Source organism: Shinella sp. (assembly GCF_052438155.1).
GTDB lineage: Bacteria > Pseudomonadota > Alphaproteobacteria > Rhizobiales > Rhizobiaceae > Shinella.
In genome coordinates this window covers 110,312-129,322 of the sequence record NZ_JBQVPI010000005.1, presented here as the reverse complement: position 1 = coordinate 129,322, position 19,011 = coordinate 110,312, and the positions used below count along the sequence as shown (strand labels likewise).

At 63.4% G+C, this 19,011-nt stretch carries 21 protein-coding genes and 1 tRNA gene; 8 read left to right on the top strand and 14 right to left on the bottom strand.

The genetic code is table 11. The features are described 5' to 3' along the window. Nucleotides 1-71: 71 nt before the first annotated feature. A complete protein-coding gene (locus tag ACT6VE_RS11455; protein WP_444798734.1) occupies nt 72-368 on the bottom strand; it encodes a DUF1127 domain-containing protein in 297 nt (98 codons plus the stop codon). 274 nt (nt 369-642) lie between these two features. Between ACT6VE_RS11455 and ACT6VE_RS11450 the strand changes: the two genes are divergently transcribed. After that, nucleotides 643-1,596, top strand: a complete 954-nt coding sequence (locus ACT6VE_RS11450; RefSeq protein ID WP_444798733.1) for a LysR substrate-binding domain-containing protein — start codon at nt 643-645, stop codon at nt 1,594-1,596. Then, nucleotides 1,590-2,162 (top strand): GNAT family N-acetyltransferase, encoded by a 573-nt coding sequence (locus ACT6VE_RS11445; protein WP_444798732.1) that lies wholly within the window; start codon nt 1,590-1,592, stop codon nt 2,160-2,162. Before ACT6VE_RS11450 ends, ACT6VE_RS11445 begins: the two co-directional genes overlap by 7 nt. A 60-nt stretch (nt 2,163-2,222) precedes the next feature. Here ACT6VE_RS11445 and ACT6VE_RS11440 read toward each other — a convergent pair whose 3' ends face one another. The 6 genes from ACT6VE_RS11440 to ACT6VE_RS11415 form a co-directional block, all read right to left on the bottom strand. Continuing rightward, nucleotides 2,223-2,579 (bottom strand): hypothetical protein, encoded by a 357-nt coding sequence (locus tag ACT6VE_RS11440; protein WP_444798731.1) that lies wholly within the window; start codon nt 2,577-2,579, stop codon nt 2,223-2,225. 177 nt (nt 2,580-2,756) lie between these two features. Next, nucleotides 2,757-3,632: a dienelactone hydrolase family protein gene (locus tag ACT6VE_RS11435; protein ID WP_444798730.1), complete on the bottom strand. Its 876-nt coding sequence runs from the start codon at nt 3,630-3,632 to the stop codon at nt 2,757-2,759. Between the two features lie 82 nt (nt 3,633-3,714). Then, the gene (locus ACT6VE_RS11430) at nt 3,715-4,134 is read right to left on the bottom strand and encodes an MAPEG family protein (RefSeq protein WP_069059720.1); all 420 of its coding nucleotides are present in this window, start codon (nt 4,132-4,134) and stop codon (nt 3,715-3,717) included. 95 nt (nt 4,135-4,229) lie between these two features. Beyond that, complete coding sequence (locus tag ACT6VE_RS11425) at nt 4,230-4,589, bottom strand: hypothetical protein (protein WP_444798729.1); 360 nt, start codon at nt 4,587-4,589, stop codon at nt 4,230-4,232. A gap of 146 nt (nt 4,590-4,735) precedes the next feature. Beyond that, entirely contained in the window at nt 4,736-6,232 is a 1,497-nt protein-coding gene (gene guaB / locus ACT6VE_RS11420) for an IMP dehydrogenase (protein ID WP_444798728.1), read from the bottom strand. 181 nt (nt 6,233-6,413) lie between these two features. Further along, nucleotides 6,414-7,409, bottom strand: a complete 996-nt coding sequence (locus ACT6VE_RS11415) for an MBL fold metallo-hydrolase (RefSeq protein WP_444798727.1) — start codon at nt 7,407-7,409, stop codon at nt 6,414-6,416. 216 nt (nt 7,410-7,625) lie between these two features. On the opposite strand from ACT6VE_RS11415, the gene ACT6VE_RS11410 reads away from it, so the two are divergent. Further along, nucleotides 7,626-9,035 carry a DHA2 family efflux MFS transporter permease subunit gene (locus ACT6VE_RS11410; protein WP_444798726.1) on the top strand — a complete coding sequence of 470 codons (1,410 nt, stop codon included), beginning with the start codon at nt 7,626-7,628 and terminating at the stop codon, nt 9,033-9,035. A 607-nt stretch (nt 9,036-9,642) separates the two neighbouring features. Here ACT6VE_RS11410 and ACT6VE_RS11405 read toward each other — a convergent pair. From ACT6VE_RS11405 to ACT6VE_RS11395, 3 genes are read right to left on the bottom strand one after another with little or no spacing between them, the layout of a single operon-like run. Continuing rightward, on the bottom strand, nt 9,643-10,026 hold the full coding sequence (locus ACT6VE_RS11405; protein WP_444798725.1) for a VOC family protein: 384 nt from the start codon (nt 10,024-10,026) through the stop codon (nt 9,643-9,645). Further along, nucleotides 10,026-10,757, bottom strand: coding sequence for an RlmE family RNA methyltransferase (locus ACT6VE_RS11400; protein ID WP_444798724.1), 732 nt, complete (start codon nt 10,755-10,757; stop codon nt 10,026-10,028). Before ACT6VE_RS11400 ends, ACT6VE_RS11405 begins: the two co-directional genes overlap by 1 nt. Beyond that, nucleotides 10,754-12,271, bottom strand: coding sequence for a Ppx/GppA phosphatase family protein (locus ACT6VE_RS11395; protein ID WP_444798723.1), 1,518 nt, complete (start codon nt 12,269-12,271; stop codon nt 10,754-10,756). The genes ACT6VE_RS11400 and ACT6VE_RS11395 overlap by 4 nt, the downstream gene beginning before the upstream one ends. Nucleotides 12,272-12,507: 236 nt before the next feature. Here ACT6VE_RS11395 and ACT6VE_RS11390 point away from each other — a divergent pair. The 3 genes from ACT6VE_RS11390 (at nt 12,508) to ACT6VE_RS11380 (ending at nt 13,621) form a co-directional block, all read left to right on the top strand. Further along, nucleotides 12,508-12,581: transfer RNA gene (locus ACT6VE_RS11390), tRNA-Gln, on the top strand. A 107-nt stretch (nt 12,582-12,688) separates the two neighbouring features. Beyond that, nucleotides 12,689-13,321: a hypothetical protein gene (locus tag ACT6VE_RS11385; protein ID WP_444798722.1), complete on the top strand. Its 633-nt coding sequence runs from the start codon at nt 12,689-12,691 to the stop codon at nt 13,319-13,321. Nucleotides 13,322-13,432: 111 nt separating this feature from the next. Then, nucleotides 13,433-13,621 carry a YegP family protein gene (locus ACT6VE_RS11380; protein ID WP_069059796.1) on the top strand — a complete coding sequence of 63 codons (189 nt, stop codon included), beginning with the start codon at nt 13,433-13,435 and terminating at the stop codon, nt 13,619-13,621. Nucleotides 13,622-13,674: 53 nt separating this feature from the next. On the opposite strand, the gene ACT6VE_RS11375 is transcribed toward ACT6VE_RS11380, so the two are convergent. Next, the gene (locus ACT6VE_RS11375; RefSeq protein ID WP_444798721.1) at nt 13,675-14,223 is read right to left on the bottom strand and encodes a cupin domain-containing protein; all 549 of its coding nucleotides are present in this window, start codon (nt 14,221-14,223) and stop codon (nt 13,675-13,677) included. Nucleotides 14,224-14,367: 144 nt separating this feature from the next. On the opposite strand from ACT6VE_RS11375, the gene ACT6VE_RS11370 reads away from it, so the two are divergent. Further along, on the top strand, nt 14,368-15,705 hold the full coding sequence (locus tag ACT6VE_RS11370) for an aspartate aminotransferase family protein (RefSeq protein WP_444798720.1): 1,338 nt from the start codon (nt 14,368-14,370) through the stop codon (nt 15,703-15,705). Between the two features lie 59 nt (nt 15,706-15,764). Next, nucleotides 15,765-16,124: a winged helix-turn-helix domain-containing protein gene (locus ACT6VE_RS11365; protein ID WP_444798719.1), complete on the top strand. Its 360-nt coding sequence runs from the start codon at nt 15,765-15,767 to the stop codon at nt 16,122-16,124. Between the two features lie 62 nt (nt 16,125-16,186). Here the strand turns inward: ACT6VE_RS11365 and modC are convergent, their stop codons facing one another. The 3 genes from modC to modA all read right to left on the bottom strand — a co-directional run bounded on the left by modC (nt 16,187) and on the right by modA (nt 18,958). After that, entirely contained in the window at nt 16,187-17,260 is a 1,074-nt protein-coding gene (gene modC, locus ACT6VE_RS11360) for a molybdenum ABC transporter ATP-binding protein (RefSeq protein WP_444798718.1), read from the bottom strand. Further along, nucleotides 17,257-17,958 carry a molybdate ABC transporter permease subunit gene (gene modB, locus ACT6VE_RS11355; RefSeq protein WP_444798717.1) on the bottom strand — a complete coding sequence of 234 codons (702 nt, stop codon included), beginning with the start codon at nt 17,956-17,958 and terminating at the stop codon, nt 17,257-17,259. The genes modC and modB overlap by 4 nt, the downstream gene beginning before the upstream one ends. Before the next feature lie 226 nt (nt 17,959-18,184). Beyond that, on the bottom strand, nt 18,185-18,958 hold the full coding sequence (gene modA / locus ACT6VE_RS11350) for a molybdate ABC transporter substrate-binding protein (protein ID WP_069059803.1): 774 nt from the start codon (nt 18,956-18,958) through the stop codon (nt 18,185-18,187). Nucleotides 18,959-19,011: the final 53 nt, after the last annotated feature.

The following is a 19,011-nucleotide window of genomic DNA, read 5'->3' as shown; positions in this document are numbered from 1 at the left end:
CAGGGTTATTGGCTCTCACCCTGCGGGGAAGTCTGGTGTCGACCAGGGAGGTAGGCCGGCACCATCAAAAATCAATCCGCGCGGCCGCCGCGCAGGTGACGGCGGGCGCGTTCGCGTGCCGCAATCGTCAGGTGCAGGCCGGCATCGGAGAAGAACGAGGAGGTCATGACCTCCCGAACGTCGCTCCGGCACAGCCCCATGTCGAGGAGCTGATGATCGTCGAGTTCGCTCAACCGATTGATCAGGCGGCGATTCTGCCAAACGCGCGCAAATCTGTAGGTGGCGTTGCGGACACGGTCGAAGAGGCTCGGGGCCGGACGGCGCGTTGCGAGGATATCGATTTCCAGTCTACGGTCGATCATGCGCATGGCATTTCTCCTTTCCGGCGCGGCGATCCATCGTCCTTGATGGGGTTTCGCACGGCACCCGTGATCGTTCGCCACCCGCAGGGACGGGTGGCGGTTTACAGGTCAAGTCTTGGGAAGAGCCGTGCCGGGAGGTCGAGGCGAAGCGGCAGATCCAGTCGAACGATCGACCGGCGGACGGATCAATCGTTCAACAATTGCTTTTTCGCAGAATCTAATTGATCAGTCCAACGAATGTTTCTAATAGTATCAATCAAACAATCTTATGGGTGCCGTTATGTCCGCTCCGTTAGACATAGACCAGCTTCAGACCTTCGTTGCGATTGCCGATACCGGAAGCTTCACGCGGGCCGCCGAGCGGGTCTTCAAGACCCAGTCGGCCGTTTCCATGCAGATGCGCCGCCTCGAGGAACGCATCGGCAAGCAGCTCTTCATGAAGGACGGCCGCGGCAACCGGCTGACCGCCGAGGGCGAGCGCCTGCTCAATTATGCCCGCCGCATGATGCGCCTCAACAACGAGGCCATCGCCGCCTTTGACGACAACCGCCTCGAGGGCATGCTGCGCATCGGCACGCCGGACGACTATGCCGACCGCTACATGCCGGAAATCATCATGCGGTTTGCCAAGACGCATCCGAATGTCGAGCTCTATATCGTCTGCGAACCCTCGGTGGACCTCGCGGAAAAGATGGGCAAGGGCGAACTCGACATCGCGCTCGTCACCCATAATCCACGCCAGCGCCAGTCCGATGTCGTGCGGACGGAACCGCTCTGCTGGGTGATGTCGGCCAACCATCCCCTGCCGGAAAATGCGCCGGTGCCCCTCGCGGTCGGCCGGCGCGACTGCCAGTGGCGGCAGATTGCCTGTGCGGCACTCGATTCCGTGGGGCGCGATTATCAGGTGCTGTTCACCAGCTGGTCGTCGACCGTCGTTGCCGCCGCCGTGATGGCGGGCATGGCGGTTTCTGTATTGCCGGAATCGGCACTGCGCCCCGGCATGAAGGTGCTGTCGCAGGCCGACGGTTTTCCGCCGCTCGCCCCGGTGCAGATCGGCATCATGCGGCGGCCGGGCCTGTCGCCCTCGCTCTCCAATGCCATTACCAGCCATATCACGGCCTGCCTCGACAACATCACGCCACTGACGGCGAGCGATGACCTGACCGACGCTGAAGTAAAGGTCTTCCCGCGCATCCAGCGGCTGCGGCAGAGCAATATTCTGCCCGGATGGTAACGCAGCTTCCCCTCGACGGCATTCCCGCGCGCAAGGCCGGGCCGTCCACTGTGAGGATTCGCCTTGCCCGCGAAGACGAGGTCGAGACGCTTCGCCAGATCGAGCGCTCGGCCGCGCAGTCCTTCCGGCTGATCGAGGCACTCTCCTGGCTTGCCGTCGGCGACGTGCAAAGCGCCGAACGGCACCACGAACTCCTCGCGCAGGGAACGAACTGGGCGGCGGTTGCCGAGGACGATGATCCCGTCGGCTTCCTGAGCGCAGAGGTCGTCGGGCACGAGCTGCACATCTGGGAAATTTCCGTCGATCACCTGCACCAGGGCTTGGGCATCGGGCGCACACTGATCCAGCACGCCATCGATCACGCCGCAGCGCACGGCCTAGACGCCGTGACGCTCACCACGTTCCGCACCATCCCGTGGAACTGCCCCTATTACGAACGGCTCGGTTTTCGCACGCTGGACGAGGCCGAACTGTCGCCACGTCTCGCGGAGGTGCTTGATCTCGAAGCCGAACACGGGCTTGCACGCGACACCCGTTGCGCCATGCGCCTGGCGATCGACGGCTAGAAAACGAAAAGCCCCGGCGTGCTGCCACGCCGGGGCCTTCTCTTCATAAAACGCGTGCGATCAGTCGTATGTCGCCTGCTTGCCGTCGAAATAGATGGTGTTGGCTTCGCAGATATTGATCGTCGTCTCGTCGCCCTTGATGCTGGAGCCGTCTTCGGCCTCCCAGGTGACGTAAAACTCGATATCGCAGCCGCCCTGGTAGTTGAACTCCATGTTGGCGGTCTCGCCGCCATCAAGCTTGAAGTTCATCCAGTTGGCGCTCCATTCGCCGCCCTCGCCGGTGTAGAAGCCGTCGATGATGTATCCGGAATCGTTCTTGATATCGAATTTCGTGCCGGCGGCGGAAACGGCCGGGGCGGAGAGAAGCAGCGTCGCGGCAGCAAAAGCGGCGATCGATTTGATGGCGATAGACTTCACGGAAATGATCCTGTTTGAATAGTGATAAAATCGCTCGCCTGATGCCGCAATATTTTGCTTGGCCGCATGCTCGCAATGGTTTTGTTGCCCCTAAAGAAACGGGGCCGAGCTCACCCGGAGCCTGACCCCGTTTTCTCAAACGGCTCAGTTATTTGCTTTATTCGAGGCCTACACTCCCTAAGTGAGATTCTTCCTCAAAAAATCCACCGTGCGCTGCCAGGCGAGGTCGGCCGCGGCCTTGTCGTAGCGGGCGGCCGACGTATCGTTGTTGAAGGCGTGGTTGACGCCGTCATAGACGTGGATCTCGAAGGTCTTGCCGCCCGCTTCCAGCGCCTTGCGATAGGCATCGATGCCGGCATTGATACGCTCGTCGAGCCCGCCATAATGCATCATCATCGCCGCCTTGATCGCCGGCACGTCTTCCGCCGGCGGCTGCGCGCCATAATAGGCGACACCGGCCTTCAGCTCCGGCGATTTGGTGGCGAAGCGATTGACGAGGCCGCCGCCCCAGCAGAAGCCGATCGCGCCGACCTTGCCGCTCGCGCCGTCGAGCTCGGTCAGGAACTTCAGGCTAGCCTCCGCGTTCGCCACCGTCACCGCGGGGTCGAGCTTGCCGATCATGTCGCGCGCCTGGTCCTCATTGTCCGGCGTGCCGCCCGAGGGTGACAGGAAATCGGGTGCGAGCGCGATAAAGCCTTCGAGCGCCATACGGCGCGCCACATCGCGGATATGCGGGTTGAGGCCACGGTTCTCGTGGATGACGATGACGCTGCCGAGCGGGCCGGCCGCGTCCTTCGGGCGCACCAGATAGCCCTTCATCTCGCCGGAACTGCCGCCGTATACGACATCCCTGACAACGACACGGGCGTCATTCGAGGCGATCATCTCGGCGCTCGCCGAATTCGCCGCCAAGAGCGGGGCAATGGCAGCGGCGGCCGCACCCGAGCCCGCGAGCGCCGTCAGGCGTTCCATGAAGCGGCGGCGGTCGAGCGTCAGATGGGTATAGTCGTCATAGGCGTTGATCATCGCCTGCGTGATCTGCGGCTTGTCCATGGCGGATCCTCCGGGTTTCTAGCCGGAGCATAAGATAGGCCGCCCGATTGCGAGCGCGGAACACAACTGCGTTACTGTGTGCTCAGGTGAAAGCGAGCCAGACGCCGAGCCAGATCCACAGCAGGCCGACCACCGCAAGCCCCGCGATGAACAGTGGGCGGCGATAGCGGATGCGGTTGCTGGTGACATGCACATAGGCATGCGCATAGCGCAACGCGACGAAAAGCCAGCCACCGGCGACGGTGACCGGATTGTCGGCATCGACGAGGTAAAGCAGAATGCTCACGGCGTAGAACAGCACCGGCAGTTCGAACTGGTTGGCGAGGCAGTTCTTGACCACGAGGCTTTCGGTCGGCTCCTCACGGTTTTCGCGGAATTGCTCGACGCGTGCGCTTCCGTTTTTGACCGCGCCGACGCGGCGGAACGAGAGCAGCAAATAGAGGCAGAAGACGAGCGCGACATGCGCGATCATCGGCCAGATCGTGGCTTCCGTGGGAGACATGGTAATCCTTCGGCTTGTCGTTTCGAACCGGTTTAGGGGTTTCCGGCGGAAGCCTCAACCCGAAAGGTCGTCACGACAAGCCGAAGGCAATGCTGTCACTGCGCCGTCAGGTTTTCGGTGCCCGAACCGTCCTTGCCGCTGATCGTCCAGGCGCCTTCCAGCACGCCATCACCCTTCACCTTGTAAACGATGAGGCCAACGGCGTCCTGCAGCACGTAGCCGGCCGCGAAGGCGTCTTCGTAGAGCATGCAGATGCCGTTCGAGGTTGTGCCGTTGGTGCTCCACTCGATCGAGCAGGTGGTCTCGCTCGTCAGAGCGATCGTCGCCGTGCCAGTATAGGCCGAACCATCAAGGTTCGTGCCTTCGACGGTGTAGGTACCGGCGTTGACCGTCTGCGCTTGCGCAGGCACGACCAGCCCCAGGCTCAGAAGGGCGCCAGCCAGTATCTTTTTCATGATGTCCCCCAGATGAAACCGGCGAGATTGCCGGTGTCGCGATCCTAGCGCATACGTAGAAAAACGGAACAGGAATCGAGCGGTCCAGAAGACGAAAATGCCCGGCATAGCCGGGCATTTTCAGGCATGTCAGCGAATGGCGAAGATCAGATGGCGCCCGGATAGTTCGGGCTTTCGCGGGTGATCGTGACGTCATGGGCGTGGCTTTCGCGCAGGCCGGCACCGGAGATGCGCACGAAGGTCGCGCGTTCCTGGTATTCCTTGAGATCCTTGCCGCCGACATAGCCCATGGAAGCCTTGAGGCCGCCGGCGAGCTGGTGCAGCACGCCCGAGACCGGGCCCTTGTAAGGAACCTGGCCCTCGATGCCTTCCGGCACCAGCTTCAGCGTGTCGCGCACTTCCGCCTGGAAGTAGCGGTCGGCGGAACCACGTGCCATGGCGCCGACGGAGCCCATGCCGCGATAGGCCTTGAAGGAGCGGCCCTGGTAGAGGAAGACTTCGCCCGGGCTTTCATCCGTACCGGCGAGCAACGAGCCGACCATGACGGCCGAGGCGCCGGCGGCGATGGCCTTGGCCAGGTCGCCGGAGAACTTGATGCCGCCGTCGGCGATGACCGGAATGTCGGCAGCCTGCGCGGCTTCGACGGATGCCATGATGGCAGCGAGCTGCGGCACGCCGACGCCGGCGACGATGCGGGTGGTGCAGATCGAGCCCGGGCCGATACCGACCTTGACGGCATCGGCGCCAACATCGATCAGCGCCTTGGTGCCGTCCGACGTCGCGACGTTGCCGGCCATGATGCGCACCGAGTTCGACAGTTTTTTCACGCGGGCAACGGCGTCGAGGACGCGCTGCGAATGGCCGTGCGCGGTATCGACGACAATCAGGTCGATCCCCGCATCGATGAGCCGTTCGGCCCGCTCGAAACCATCGTCGCCAACGGAAATCGCGGCGGCGGCGCGAAGCCGGCCCTGCGCATCCTTGGAGGCGTTGGGGTTCAGCTGCGACTTCTCCATGTCCTTGACCGTGATGAGGCCGACGCAACGGCCGTCGCCATCGACGACCAGCAGCTTCTCGATGCGGTGCGTGTGCAGCAGGCGCTTGGCTTCCTGCTGATCGACGCTTTCCTTCACCGTGATCAGGTTCTCACGGGTCATCAGTTCGTAGATCTTCTGCGTCGGATCGGAAGCGAAGCGCACGTCGCGGTTCGTCAGGATGCCGACGAGACGGCCAGCCTTGGCGTTGCCGCCGTTTTCCACGACCGGAATGCCGGAAATACCGTGCATCTTCATCAGCGACAGTGCGTCGGCAAGCGTGGCGTCCGGGCTGATCGTCACCGGATTGACGACCATACCGCTTTCGAATTTCTTCACCTGGCGGACTTCTTCAGCCTGTTCGGCCGGCGTCAGGTTGCGGTGGATGACGCCGAGGCCGCCGGCTTGCGCCATGGCGATGGCGAGACGGCTTTCCGTCACGGTATCCATGGCGGAGGAAATGATCGGCAGATTGAGTTCGAAATCGTGTGCGATGCGGGTCGCGATGTTCGTCTGGCCCGGCATGACCTCGGAGTGACCGGGCTGCAGGAGAACGTCGTCGAAAGTCAGGGCTTCGAGACCGGTTGCGGTTTGAATGATGCGCGCCATAGGCCAAGTTCCTTTTAAGGTAAAGCTTACGCACCAAGGGGAACATTGGGAGATGTCCACCTCGGTCGCTTGCAAGAAATTCTTGGAAGTTGGCGAGGGCTGGTAACACGTTCATGACGGATTGGAAATAGCAAAAAGCCCGGAAGCGGTTCCGGGCTTTGCTCACGCACGGGCCGGTGCGTCAAATATCGAACTGGTAGCTCACCGGCACGAAGCGGTAGCCCTCGCCGCCTTTTTCGACGAAACCGGCGGCGGGGAACGGCATGTGGTAGCCGATGAAGGCGAGCCTGTCGGTCGCGATCATGTCGAAGACCTTCTTGCGCGTGACCGCCGCCTGCGCCTTGTCCATGTCGAAACGCACCTCCCAGTCCGGCCGCTGGAGCGACAGCACATAGTGGTTTGCCGTATCCGCCGTAAGGATGATCGCCTTGCCTTCCGATTCGACGCGGAAGATCATGTGGCCGGGCGAATGGCCGAAGGCATCGAGGCCGGTGATGCCGGGCACGACCTGACCTTCGTTCTCGATGAAGGTCAGCTTTTCGGCGAGCGGCTGCACCTTGGCCAGCACGCCCTGATGGCCCTGCTCGGCCGGCGTGCCCATGCGCTCGGGATTGACCCAGAAATCATATTCCGTGCGGCCGGTGACGTAGCGCGCATTGGGGAAGGCCGGCTTGCCGCCCTCCATCAGCCCGCCGATATGGTCGCCGTGCATGTGGGTAAGGACGACGACGGAAATCTGGTCTGGGGTGTAGCCGGCATATTTCAGCCCTTCGACGAGACGCCCCATGCCCGCATCGCGACCGCCCTCGCCCATCCCCGTATCGAACAGCACGACCTCAGAGCCCGTATCGACCAGCGTCGGCGTGAAGCTGTTGACCAAGGTATCGGCAGGCAGAAAATTCTCGGTAAGCAGCGCGCCAACCGCGTCGGCCGATTGATTGAGGCCATAGGTCTCGTTCGGAGCGCCGGAAGGGCGCATGCCGTCGCGCACCGTCAGGATGCGAAAACTGCCGAGCTTGAAGCTGCGGGTATCGAGGGGGCTTACGCGCATGTCGGTGGCGTCACTCTCGGATTGGGCGAAAACGGCCGCGCGGTTCAAAACCAGCGGCGCGGCCAATGTGCTCACACCCGCGGCCAGAAACAAGGATCTGCGCGAGATTGTCGAATGGTCTCCCATGGATCTATCCCTTTTCGTGAAAAGCTGCACCGCCGTTCTAGAGGCCGGCGTCGGCATGAAGATGACACGCGTCCCATCTAGGGCGCTGTCACGATCCGGGCACGTCGCATCACGGGCTTGTGATGCTTGAGGCAAATCCTCACGATTTGACAGATCGCAACGAGGGGCGCAGAAGACGGGCGGGCCCGCGCGAGGGCCTCCGACCCCGATTGCCTGATGAACCGTATCGTTCCCCTCATCCTCGCCGTCGCGCTCTTCATGGAGCAGATGGATTCAACCGTCATCTCCACGTCGCTGCCGGCGATCGCCGCCGATCTCGGCGTCGGGCCGATCACGCTGAAGCTGGCGCTCACCTCCTACATGGTGTCGCTCGCAACCTTCATTCCGCTCAGCGGCTGGATGGCGGACCGCTTCGGGGCAAAACGCATCTTCCGCCTCGCCATCCTCGTCTTCGTCGGCGGCTCCATCCTCTGTGCCGTGGCCGACAGCCTCGTCGCCTTCGTCGTCTCACGCTTCCTGCAGGGCATGGGCGGGGCGATGATGACGCCCGTCGCCCGCCTTGTGCTGGTGCGCAGCACGTCGCGCTCCGAACTCGTCTCCGCCATGGCGCTGCTGACCATCCCGGCGCTCGTCGGCCCGCTTGCCGGCCCGCCGCTCGGCGGCTTCATCACCACCTATTTCTCCTGGCACTGGATCTTTCTGATCAACGTGCCCGTCGGCATCATCGGCTACATCCTGTCCGGCATCTACCTGCCGGAAATCCGCGCCGCCGCGCCACCGCCGCTCGACTGGACCGGCTTCTTCCTGAGCGCTGTCGCCGCCTCCGGCACGATGTTCGGCCTGTCGGTGATCAGCCTTCCCGCCCTGCCGCCGATCATCGGCATCGCCGCGACCGTCATCGGGCTGACCTGCGGCGTGCTCTATGTGCGCCATGCGCGCCGCCACCCGACGCCGCTGCTCGACCTGAAACTCTTCCGTGACAGCGCCTTCCGCGCCGCTTCCATCGGCGGCACGCTGTTTCGCATCTCGGTGGGCGCGGTGCCCTTTCTGATGCCGCTGATGCTGCAGGTCGGCTTCGGCCTGTCGCCCTTCCAGTCCGGCCTCGTCACCTTCACCGGCGCCATCGGCGCCATCACCACAAAATTCATCGCCAAGCGCGTGCTCACCTTCGCCGGCTTCCGCACGACGCTGATCGTCGCCGCCATCTGCGGCACCGTGCTGACCTTCGTGAACGGCTTCTTCACGCCGGCCACCCCCTTCTGGTTCATGGCGGTCGTGCTGCTCATCGCGGGCTTTGCACGGTCGTTCTTCTTCACCAGCGTGAACGCGCTTTCCTTCGCCGACATTTCCGACGAGGACGCCAGCAAGGCGACCTCGATGACCGCCGTGCTTCAGCAGATGAGCCTCGCCATGGGGGTGGCTGTTGCCGGCATGATCCTCGAAATCGAGACGTCACTCAGCGGATCGCCGCTCGAACTGCGCGATTTCCAGATCGCCTTCATGGTGATTTCGGCCATCACCATCACCGCCGTCATTCCGTTCATCACCATGGCAAAGAACGCCGGCGCCGCCGTCTCCGGCCACCGCTTGGCGGCACCGGAAGAGGAAACGGCCGCGGTGAAATAGCCCCGCGCCACCGTCGCCGACATGCCTCTATAGGCTTGGAGCAAACCGGCGCGAACCTACAGCGTGCCGCAATTCCCCGGCAGGTTCGCACCCAGGACAACTGATTGAAGCCGCACAAGAATCATCCTGAGGGACCACTCCCTTCGTCATGCTGAAGCCATTTTTCGATCAAGATCGCACCAGTCAGCATCTTTCACCGGCCCAACCAATCCGTTAGACCTACCCCTGTCGCCTCCTTCGCGGAGGCGTGGATTGAAACGCCAGTTGGCCGAAACCCCTCTGGAATACGCCGAGTCGCCTCCTTCGCGGAGGCGTGGATTGAAACCCCATAATCCGCACAGGCACCTGCCAGCCCAGGGGTCGCCTCCTTCGCGGAGGCATGGATTGAAACATCCTAACGGGCAAGATGCCGCGTGAAGATCAATGTCGCCTCCTTCGCGGGGGCGGATTAAAACCTCGACAACATCGATCCGGGCGGCATTGCCGCCCGGTTATCAACTATGGGGGATTTAGCAGAGATAGGGGCTTGAACCTCGGCGTACCTGCCTCGGCAACGAAGTGAAGCGCCGTATCCTCCTGTGAAGTGCCGGGCTTCTAGCGCCCTGCCCTACTCCGCCTTCTCGCACACCGCCGCCAGCTTGTTGCCGTCGTGGTCACGAATGAACGCTGCATAGAAACTGGCGTGAAACGGGCGCAGGCCCGGCGCGCCTTCGTCCGTGCCACCGGCAGCAAGGGCTGCGGCATGGAAGGCGTCGACGGCGGCGCGGGTCGGGGCAACGAGGGCGATCGTCACGCCATTACCGAAGGTCGCGGGCTCGCGGTTGAACGGCTCGACCACCCAGAAGCGGCAGCGCATATCGTCATCCGCACCATAGCCGATCTCGCCCGGCGCTTCCTTCTGCCTGATATAGCCGAGGAATGGCAGGACGGCATCGTAGAAGCGGCCGGCGCGGGCGAGGTCGTTGGTTCCTACGGTGGTGTAGAGAAGCATCAGGCGTCCTCTTCAGTATCCGCCGCCTCGTCCCTCGCCTTGCGGCCTTTAAAACCCTTGGCAAGCAGGAACATTTCCACCGATTCGGCGCGCGAGGCACCGGGCTTCACGTGGATGACCTGCTTGAAATTCTGCTTGAGCATGTTGAGAAGCTCGCGCTCCGTGCCGCCCTGGAAGGTCTTTGCCAGGAAATGCCCGCCCTCGGCCAGCACCTCCACGGCGAAATGCGCGGCAACCTCGCACAGATGCATGGTGCGTATGTGGTCCGTCTGGCGGTGACCGGTGGTCGGCGCAGCCATGTCGGACATTACGAGATCAGGCGTGCCGCCGACAGCTTCGATGAGTTTTGCCGGGGCATCGTCATCCAGAAAGTCCATCTGGAGGACGCGCACACCCGCCAGGGGGTCCATCTCCAGGAAGTCGATGGCCGCAACGCGCGGGTCGGCATCGGTCGAATCGGTCACCTTGGCGGCGATCTGCGACCAGCTTCCGGGGGCAGCACCCAGGTCGATGATGCGGCGCGCACCGGCGAGAATGTTATGCTTCTCGTCGATCTCCAGCAGCTTGAAGGCCGCGCGTGCGCGATAGCCCTCGAGCTTGGCGCGCTGCACGTAGGGATCGTTGATGTGGCGCTCGAGCCAGCGGCGTGAGGACGCCTTCAGCTTGCCCTTCTTGACCTTCTGGCCGAGTTTGCGGCCAGTGCGGTTGCCGGCGACGGGGGGCTTGCTCATGATGCCTGTCCTTCGGGCTTTGCCGGATTGCGGGGGCCACCGCGGTGGTTGCGACGGTGGCGGCCGCGGCGCCAGACGCCGTCATCAGCCATCATGTCGGTGAGCAGGCCTTCGCGCAAGCCGCGGTCGGCGACGCGCATGCGGCGCGACGGCCAGCGTTTGCGGATCGCCTCCAGAATGGCGCAACCGGCCAATACGAGATCCGCGCGGTCCGGCCCGATGCAGGGATTGGCCGCACGGGCGGAAAAATCCCAGGAGAGAAGCCGCGCCTGCATGGCCGAAACCTCGTCGTCCGACAGCCAGACGCCATCCACCCGGCGGCGATCGTAGCGCGGCAGGTCGAGATGCACGCCGGCAAGCGTCGTGACGGTGCCGGAGGTGCCGATGAGGTGGAAATCCTCCGGTGCGTGGATTCCCTCGCCCGGGCAATCGAAGCCCGCCAGCATGCCTTCGACTTCGGAGACCATGTTGGAAAAGCCTTCCGGCGTCACATCGCGCCCGCCATGGCGTTCGGACAGCGTAACGACGCCGACCGGCAGCGACGTCCAGTGCGTGATGTGGTTGGCAAGCCGGCTGGAGCGGTTGTCGCCGATGCGGATGACCGCGATTTCCGAAGAACCGCCGCCGATATCGAACAGCACGACCGACCTGGCCTCCCGCCCGACGAGCGAGGAGCAACCGGAAACGGCGAGGCGCGCCTCGGTCTCGCGGTTGATGATTTCGAGGTCGAGCCCCGTCTCTTCCTGCACACGCTCAAGGAAGGCTTCGCCGTTCGTCGCTGCTCGGCAGGCTTCCGTGGCGATGAGGCGCGCGCGGCGGATGTTGCGGTTCCTGAGTTTGGCAGCGCAGATCTTCAGCGCTTCGACGGAGCGATCCATCGCCTCTTCGGACAGCCGCCCACTGGCTGCGAGCCCCTCGCCCAAGCGCACGATGCGCGAAAAGGCATCGACGACGCGAAACTGTCCGGGCCGTGTCGGCTGGGCAATCAGAAGCCGGCAATTGTTGGTGCCGAGATCAAGCGCCGCATAGAGCGGCGCGTCATAGGCGTCGCGCTCCGCAAAATGCTGCGGGGTATCCCGCCGGGGTTCCTGGGATGCGGGGCGCCGTTCGAGGACAGGCTCTATCGCCGGCGAGACGATCACGGCATCGGCTGGCGCGGCGGGTTTCCGGCCACGCTGCTTTCGCCGAGCCTTGCGGCCATCCGCCTGGTGCTGGTTCTGCTGCGAGGCTTCCCGCTGGCCAACGGGCGCGAGCGGGCGCACGTTTCCGCCGACGGCGCTCTTGCCGTGTTTGCGCCGCTTGTTCCGGCGCGCATTGTTGCCGCTCACGTCGGCTTTGGGGCGCTCGGCGACAGCGGAAAAACCGGCCGCCTGGCCTGCGGACGGGGGAACGACAGACGGGCTTGCGCCTTTCTGCTTTCCCTTGCGACGGCGCGACCGCTTCGGTCGCGCGCCATTGTCCGCTTCTCGCGCCCCGGAAACGGACGGCATTTCGCCGCTGTCGGGGTCGTTCACGTTACTGCCTATGGCGCCGCGCAAAGCTTTGAAGCTGCAAGCAGGCGCTCTCTCGATCTTCGTTGGCGCTACATTACCAGTGCCCGGCCCGTTCGCCAAATTCTTTTTGTGACGCGGCGGCGACAGCCGGGCCGGCAAAAGGCCGAGGCAATTTTCTCGAAAAAACCATTTGCATCTCGCCGCCGTTTGTTTATAAGCCCGCCTCACAGACGCCGGCCAAGCCGGGACCGTTATGCTGGGGAATAGTTCAACGGTAGAACGACGGACTCTGACTCCGTTAATCTTGGTTCGAATCCAGGTTCCCCAGCCAATCTCTTCCCAAGTACTCTCCCACCACACAGAAGACGATTTGCGGCGCATTGCAATTGGCATTTGAGGCTCCACAGTGATGAAGATCACTGGGAAATCGGGGGCGGCATGGCGAATCTGGCGGAGTGTTTGGCGAAATTCAATCGCAAGGAACGCTACTGGCTCATCCGAAATGTGCTCGGCGATCCGAAAGAGCCGATCCCGCTCGCGACGTCCTTCCTGGATCTGCTCAGGAAAGAGGCCGGCCTCGATGTTCCGCCTGATGCATGGTGGGCGATCGACTATCACATCGACTGGTTGTTTGGCGCGCTGCAATCCTATCTGGGGCCTGCGCTGTCCGGCCCCTATCGCGCCGATCTCCTGACCGGATCGCAAGAGGATTTCGACTTCGTCATTGCGTACGACAAGACATTGATCCTCATCGAAGCGAAAGCGACGGGGCGCTGGAGCGAATCACAATACAAGAGCAAGTTCGGCCGCCTGGACAGGCTGCAGAAGACCCTCCTCAAGGATTGCGATCTGACGGTGAAAACCTTGCTGATGTCACCCGGTTCGCCACCGGACGGGCTCCAGTCCTGCTGGATCAGGCTTTCGATGGACGAGCAGCGGGAACACTTCACCGTTCTGAAGCGCTCGCCGGGAGCCAAAAACCCGACGGAATGGGCGCTCGGTGAGGTAAAGAACCCTGGTTACAGCCGCTCGGGCGACGGACCGCGTATCGTCGAGGGGCCTGCCGAATAGGCGCGGCAAGCTACGCGTCGCTTTGTAGGGTATGGCCTGTCTGCCCCTCTTGTCAGCCGTTTGCTCGGCTGGCACTTTGCACGGGTGATTCATCTGCGTGGAGGAAAGCCCGTGGCGCACAAGTTCGAGATCTACAAGGACAAGGCTGGCGAATATCGTGTTCGCTTCAAGTACAACAGCGAAGTGATGTTCGCGACGGAAGGTTACTCCAGCAAGGCCAGCGCACAGAACGCCATTGATTCGATCAAGAAGAATGGCCCGGGCGCACCCGTCGAAGACAACACGACGCCGCAGGCCTGATCGACTTTGTTTTCGAAAAGCCCGCCGGTTACCGCCGGCGGGCTTTTTGTGTTTCAAAATGTCGGCGGGGTGCAGGCGCTGATGACCTCGCAGGGTACCGGGCCGACGCAGCGGAAGCGGTGCGGGCGGCGGCTTTCGAAATAGTAGGCGTCGCCGGGGCCGAGGATGCGGCGCTCGTCGTCGACGGTCACTTCGAGACGGCCGGAGAGCACGATGCCGCCCTCTTCGCCATCATGCACCAGCGGCACCTTTCCGGTGTCGGCGCCGGGCTGGTAGCACTCTTTCAGGATCTGCAGGCTGCGGCCGAACAGATTGTCACCGATCTGGCGGTATGAAATGCCGCCCTTGCCGATCTCCGTCAGTTCGTCCACGCGGTAGAACGCCTTTTTCGGGCGATCCGGTTCGAAGGCGAAGAATTCGGCAAGGCCGATGGGAATGCCGTCGAGGATGCGTTTCAATGCGCCGACCGAAGGATTGGTAGCGTTCGATTCGATCAGCGAGATCGTCGAATTGGTGACGCCGGTGCGTTTGGCGAGTTCCCGCTGGGAGAGGTTTTGGGCCATGCGCAGGTGGCGCAGCCTGCCTCCGATATCGACTGACACGGCAGCTCCCTGTTCTAGATGTTCGAAATAGCGAAAACCTCGCTTTCCATATCCTTTATTTTCAAGCGCTTGACGTCAACCAGAAAAGGACTTGTTCGGCATCGCAAATCATGGCGTCAATCGCGCCAATCAGAGGAGATTGCCATGAACGTTCACAACAAGCCCAACGAACCGGTGCTCGACAGCTACTGGATGCCCTTTACCGCCAACCGCCAGTTCAAGGCCGCACCGCGCCTGCTCGCGAGCGCCGAAGGCATGTACTATACGAGCGCCGATGGCCGCCGGGTTCTCGACGGCACCGCCGGTCTCTGGTGCGTGAACGCAGGCCACGGTCGCCGGCAGATCGCCTCTGCGGTCGAGCGCCAGCTGATGCAGCTGGATTTCGCACCCTCCTTCCAGATGGGCCATCCGATCGCCTTCGACTTCGCGGAGCGGCTGGCGGAAATCGCCCCCGGCCCGGACGGCGCCAAGCTCGACCGCGTGTTCTACACGGGCTCCGGCTCCGAATCGGTCGATACCGCTTTGAAGATGGCCATCGCCTATCAGCGCGCGATCGGCCAGGGCACGCGCACGCGCCTTATCGGCCGCGAGCGCGGCTATCACGGCGTCGGTTTCGGCGGCATTTCGGTCGGCGGCATCCTCAACAACCGCCGCGTCTTCCCGCAGCTGGCAGGCTCGGACCATCTGCGCCACACGCACGACCTTTCCAAGAACGCCTTCGTGAAGGGTCAGCCGGAGCATGGCGTAGAGCTTGCCGACGATCTGGAGCAGCTGGTCGCGCTGCATGGCGCGGAAACCATCGCTGCCTGCATCGTCGAGCCGGTTGCCGGCTCCACGGGCGTGCTGATCCCGCCGAAGGGCTATCTCGAACGCCTGCGCGCCATCTGCGACAAACACGGCATCCTGCTGATCTTCGACGAAGTCATCACGGGCTTCGGCCGTCTCGGCTCTTCCTTCGCCACCGACTATTTCGGCGTGACGCCGGATCTCGTCACCGCTGCCAAGGGCCTTACCAACGGCGCGATCCCGATGGGCGCGGTGTTCTCCAGCCGCAAGGTGCACGACGCGCTGATGCATGGGCCGGAAAACGCCATCGAGCTGTTCCATGGCTATACCTATTCCGGCCATCCGGCGGCCTGTGCTGCGGGTATCGCGACGCTCGACATCTACCGCGACGAGGGCCTGCTCACCCGCGCGGCCGACCTCGAGGATGACTGGCAGACGGCGATGCATTCGCTGAAGGGCCTGCCGCACGTCATCGACATCCGCACGATCGGCCTCATCGCCGGCATCGAACTGGCGTCGCGTGACGGCGCACCGGGCGCCCGCGCCTATGCCGTCTTCGTCGATTGCTTCGAGAAGGGCCTGCTGATCCGCGTAACCGGCGACATCATCGCCTTCTCGCCGCCGCTGATTGCGGAAAAGCAGCATTTCGAAGACATCGTCTCGATCCTCGGCGATGCGCTGAAGCGCGCGGCATAAGCTTTCCTCCGCGCAAAACGCTGTTATATCTGGGCCCGTATTCATACGGGCCCTTTTTCATGTCAGCATCCGCCAAAAGCCAACCGAAACTCATCTTCCGGCTCCAGTTCGAACCGGAGGGGCGGATCGGGCGCGGGAAAATCGAGCTTCTCGCCCATATCCGGGAGACCGGTTCGATTTCCGCGGGCGGGCGGGCGATGGACATGTCCTATCGCCGCGCCTGGCTGCTGGTCGATGAGATGAACCGGCTGTTCAAGCAGCCGGTGGTGGAATCGCAACGCGGCGGCAAGCAGGGCGGCGGGGCGCTGCTGACGCCCTTCGGCGAGGCGCTGATCGCCCATTACCACGCCATGGAAGAGAAGGCGCGCGCGGCACTGGACGACGATATCGGCTGGCTCGTCGCTAATCTCGCCGACTGAAGCCTTTGCTTTTGCGCAATTCGCGGCACACAAAACCGCTCCGCACTTTTGCTGGAATTGCTCTATTCCAGCGCCACCGTCTTGATGACGGCATGGACGGGAAGGCCCGGCGTCAAGCCGAGACGCTCGACTGACAGCGCGGTAATGCGGGCGCGGACGTGATCGCCGCCGCAGGCGATGCGTAGGCTTGCCATGCCCTCCCCGTCCGGTTCGATGGCTTCGATGGTGCCCTCAAGGATGTTGAGGGCGCTCAAGCCTTCCGGGCGCACCGTTGCCACCATGACGTCGCGGGCGGGAATGCGCATGCGCACCATCTCGCCCGGCGAAACGGCAGCGCCAGGCACCAGGATGGCGGCACCGCCATCGAGACGGATGGTAGCGAGGCCGTGCTCGGTATCGCGCGTCTCGACATGGCCGGTGAGCACGCTGCCGGCCTCGCGGCGTTCCATGGCCGAGGCGAGGCGCGGGCCGCCGAGTACGTCGGAGGCCGGGCCGATCGCCTCGATGCGGCCGCTGGCCATCAGCACAACCTTGTCGGCAAGGCGGGCGACTTCTGCGACGGAATGGCTGACATAGACGATGGGAATGCCGACTTCGTCGCGCAGGCGCTCCAGATAGGGCAGGATTTCCGCCTTGCGCTCCTCGTCGAGGGCCGCGAGCGGCTCGTCCATCAGGAGGAGACGGGGGGATGCCAGCAATGCGCGGCCGATGGCGACACGCTGCTTTTCGCCACCGGAAAGGTTCTCTGGCTGACGGTCCAGCAGGTCGCCGATCCCGAGCAGATCGACGATGCGGTCCGGGTTTTCCGTGCGTGCGCTTTTCGGGGCGAACCAGCGACCATAGGCAAGGTTCTGGCGCACGGTCAGGTGCGGGAAGAGGCGCGCCTCCTGAAAGACATAGCCGAAGCGGCGGCGGTGCGGCGGCATGAAGAGACGGCGGCTGGTATCGACCAGCACGTCGTCGCCGAGTTGAACACGGCCTTCCTTGGGGCGCGTGAGGCCGGCGATGATGCGCACGAGCGATGTCTTGCCAGAGCCGGACCGGCCGAAGAGGGCCGTGACACCGCCATCGGAGGTAAAGGCCGCATCCAGCGAAAAGTCGCCGAACCGGTGACGCGCTTCGACGATCAGGCTCATTCGAGGTGCACCTTGCGGCCGATGCGTTGGGCGAGGACTTCCGAGGCAAGCAGTGCCGCCATGGAAATGGCGATCGCGACCAGCGTCAGCCGCATGGCACCGGCATCGCCGCCCGGCACCTGGGTGAAGGTATAGATGGCGGCCGACAGCGTCTGCGTTTCACCGGGAATGTTGGAGACGAAGGTGATGGTTGCACCGAATTCGCCCATGGCCTTGGCGAAGGCGAGGATCATGCCGGCGAGCACACCGGGCAGGATGAGCGGCAGGGTGACGGTGAGGAAGACCCAGAGGGGGCTTGCACCGAGCGTGCCGGCGGCTTCTTCCAGCTTGCGGTCCACGGCCTCGATGGAGAGGCGGATGGAGCGCACCATCAGCGGAAAGCCCATGACGCCGCAGGCGAGCGCCGCCCCCGTCCAGCGGAAGGACAGCACGATCCCGAACCATTCGTCGAGCACGGAGCCGATGGCACCACGCCGACCAAACAGGATGAGCAGCAGGAAGCCGGTGACGACCGGCGGCAGGATAAGCGGCAGATGGACGATGCCGTTCAACAGCGACTTGCCCCAGAAGCGGCCGCGCGCAAGCGCCAGCGCCACGAGAATGCCGAGCGGCAGGCTGACGAGCACCGCCACCGTCGAGACCCTGAGGCTCAGCCGGATCGCCGTCCATTCCTCATCGCTCAAGGCAAGCCAGTCCACGCGGGGTTCCTTCGAAATGCAAGTGGCCCGGGCATCAAGACCGGGCCAGACCGTCGACAAGGCCCAAAACCTTACCTCCGTCATGGTCGGGCTTGACCCGACCATCCATGCCACGGCTGCCGAGTGGATCCTCGGGTCAAGCCCGAGGATGACGACGTGCGTGGGGTGAGACCTGTCAACACACTGAGCCCCGGGTTTAGCGCCCGGGGCTGTTGCGAGGCTCGTGTTACTTCAGGATCGAGAAACCCTGTTCGGTGAAGAAGGGGGCGGCCTTGTCCGACTTCAGGAAGTCGAGATAGGCGGCAGCGGCGGCGCTCTTCGATTCCGAGAGGATGGCGACCGGGTAGATAATCGGCGGGTGGCTGTCCTCCGGGAAGGTGCCGACGACGGCAACGCCCGGATCGGCGGCCGCGTCCGTCTGGTAGACGATGCCGTAGGGCGCCTCGCCGCGCGAGACGAGCGCAAGGGCTGCACGCACGCTTTCCGCGCCGGCGACCTTGCCTTCGACGGCAGACCAGACGCCGAGCTTTTCAAGCGCCGCCTTGCCGTATTTGCCGGCCGGAACGCTGTCGACCGCGCCCATGGCGAGTTTGCCGTCGCCGACGAGGCCGGCGAGGTCGAAACCGTCCTTGATTTCGACGGTCGTCGCCTTGTCCTTCGGTGCCACGAGAACGATGCGGTTACCGAGCAGGTTGGAGCGCGTGTCGTCCTTGATCAGTTTCTTTTCAGCGACATAGTCCATCCAGGCAAGGTCGGCCGAGATGAAGAGATCAGCGGGTGCAGCCGCCTCGATCTGCTTGGCGAGTGCCGAGCTGGCGGCGTAGGAAACCGTCGTCTCGTTGCCGCTTTCCTTCTGCCACGCGGTGTTTGCGGCATCCAGCGCATTCTTCAGGCTCGCCGCGGCGAAGATCGTGACCTTTTCTGCGGCCGCGGCCGGCAGGGTGAGTGGCAGGGCCGCGAAGGCGGCAACGACGAGTTTCAGAAGCAGACGACGGTTCATTCCTGTTCTCCCTTTTCCTGCTTTTCCGGCAGCGTGATATCTCTTTGAATATA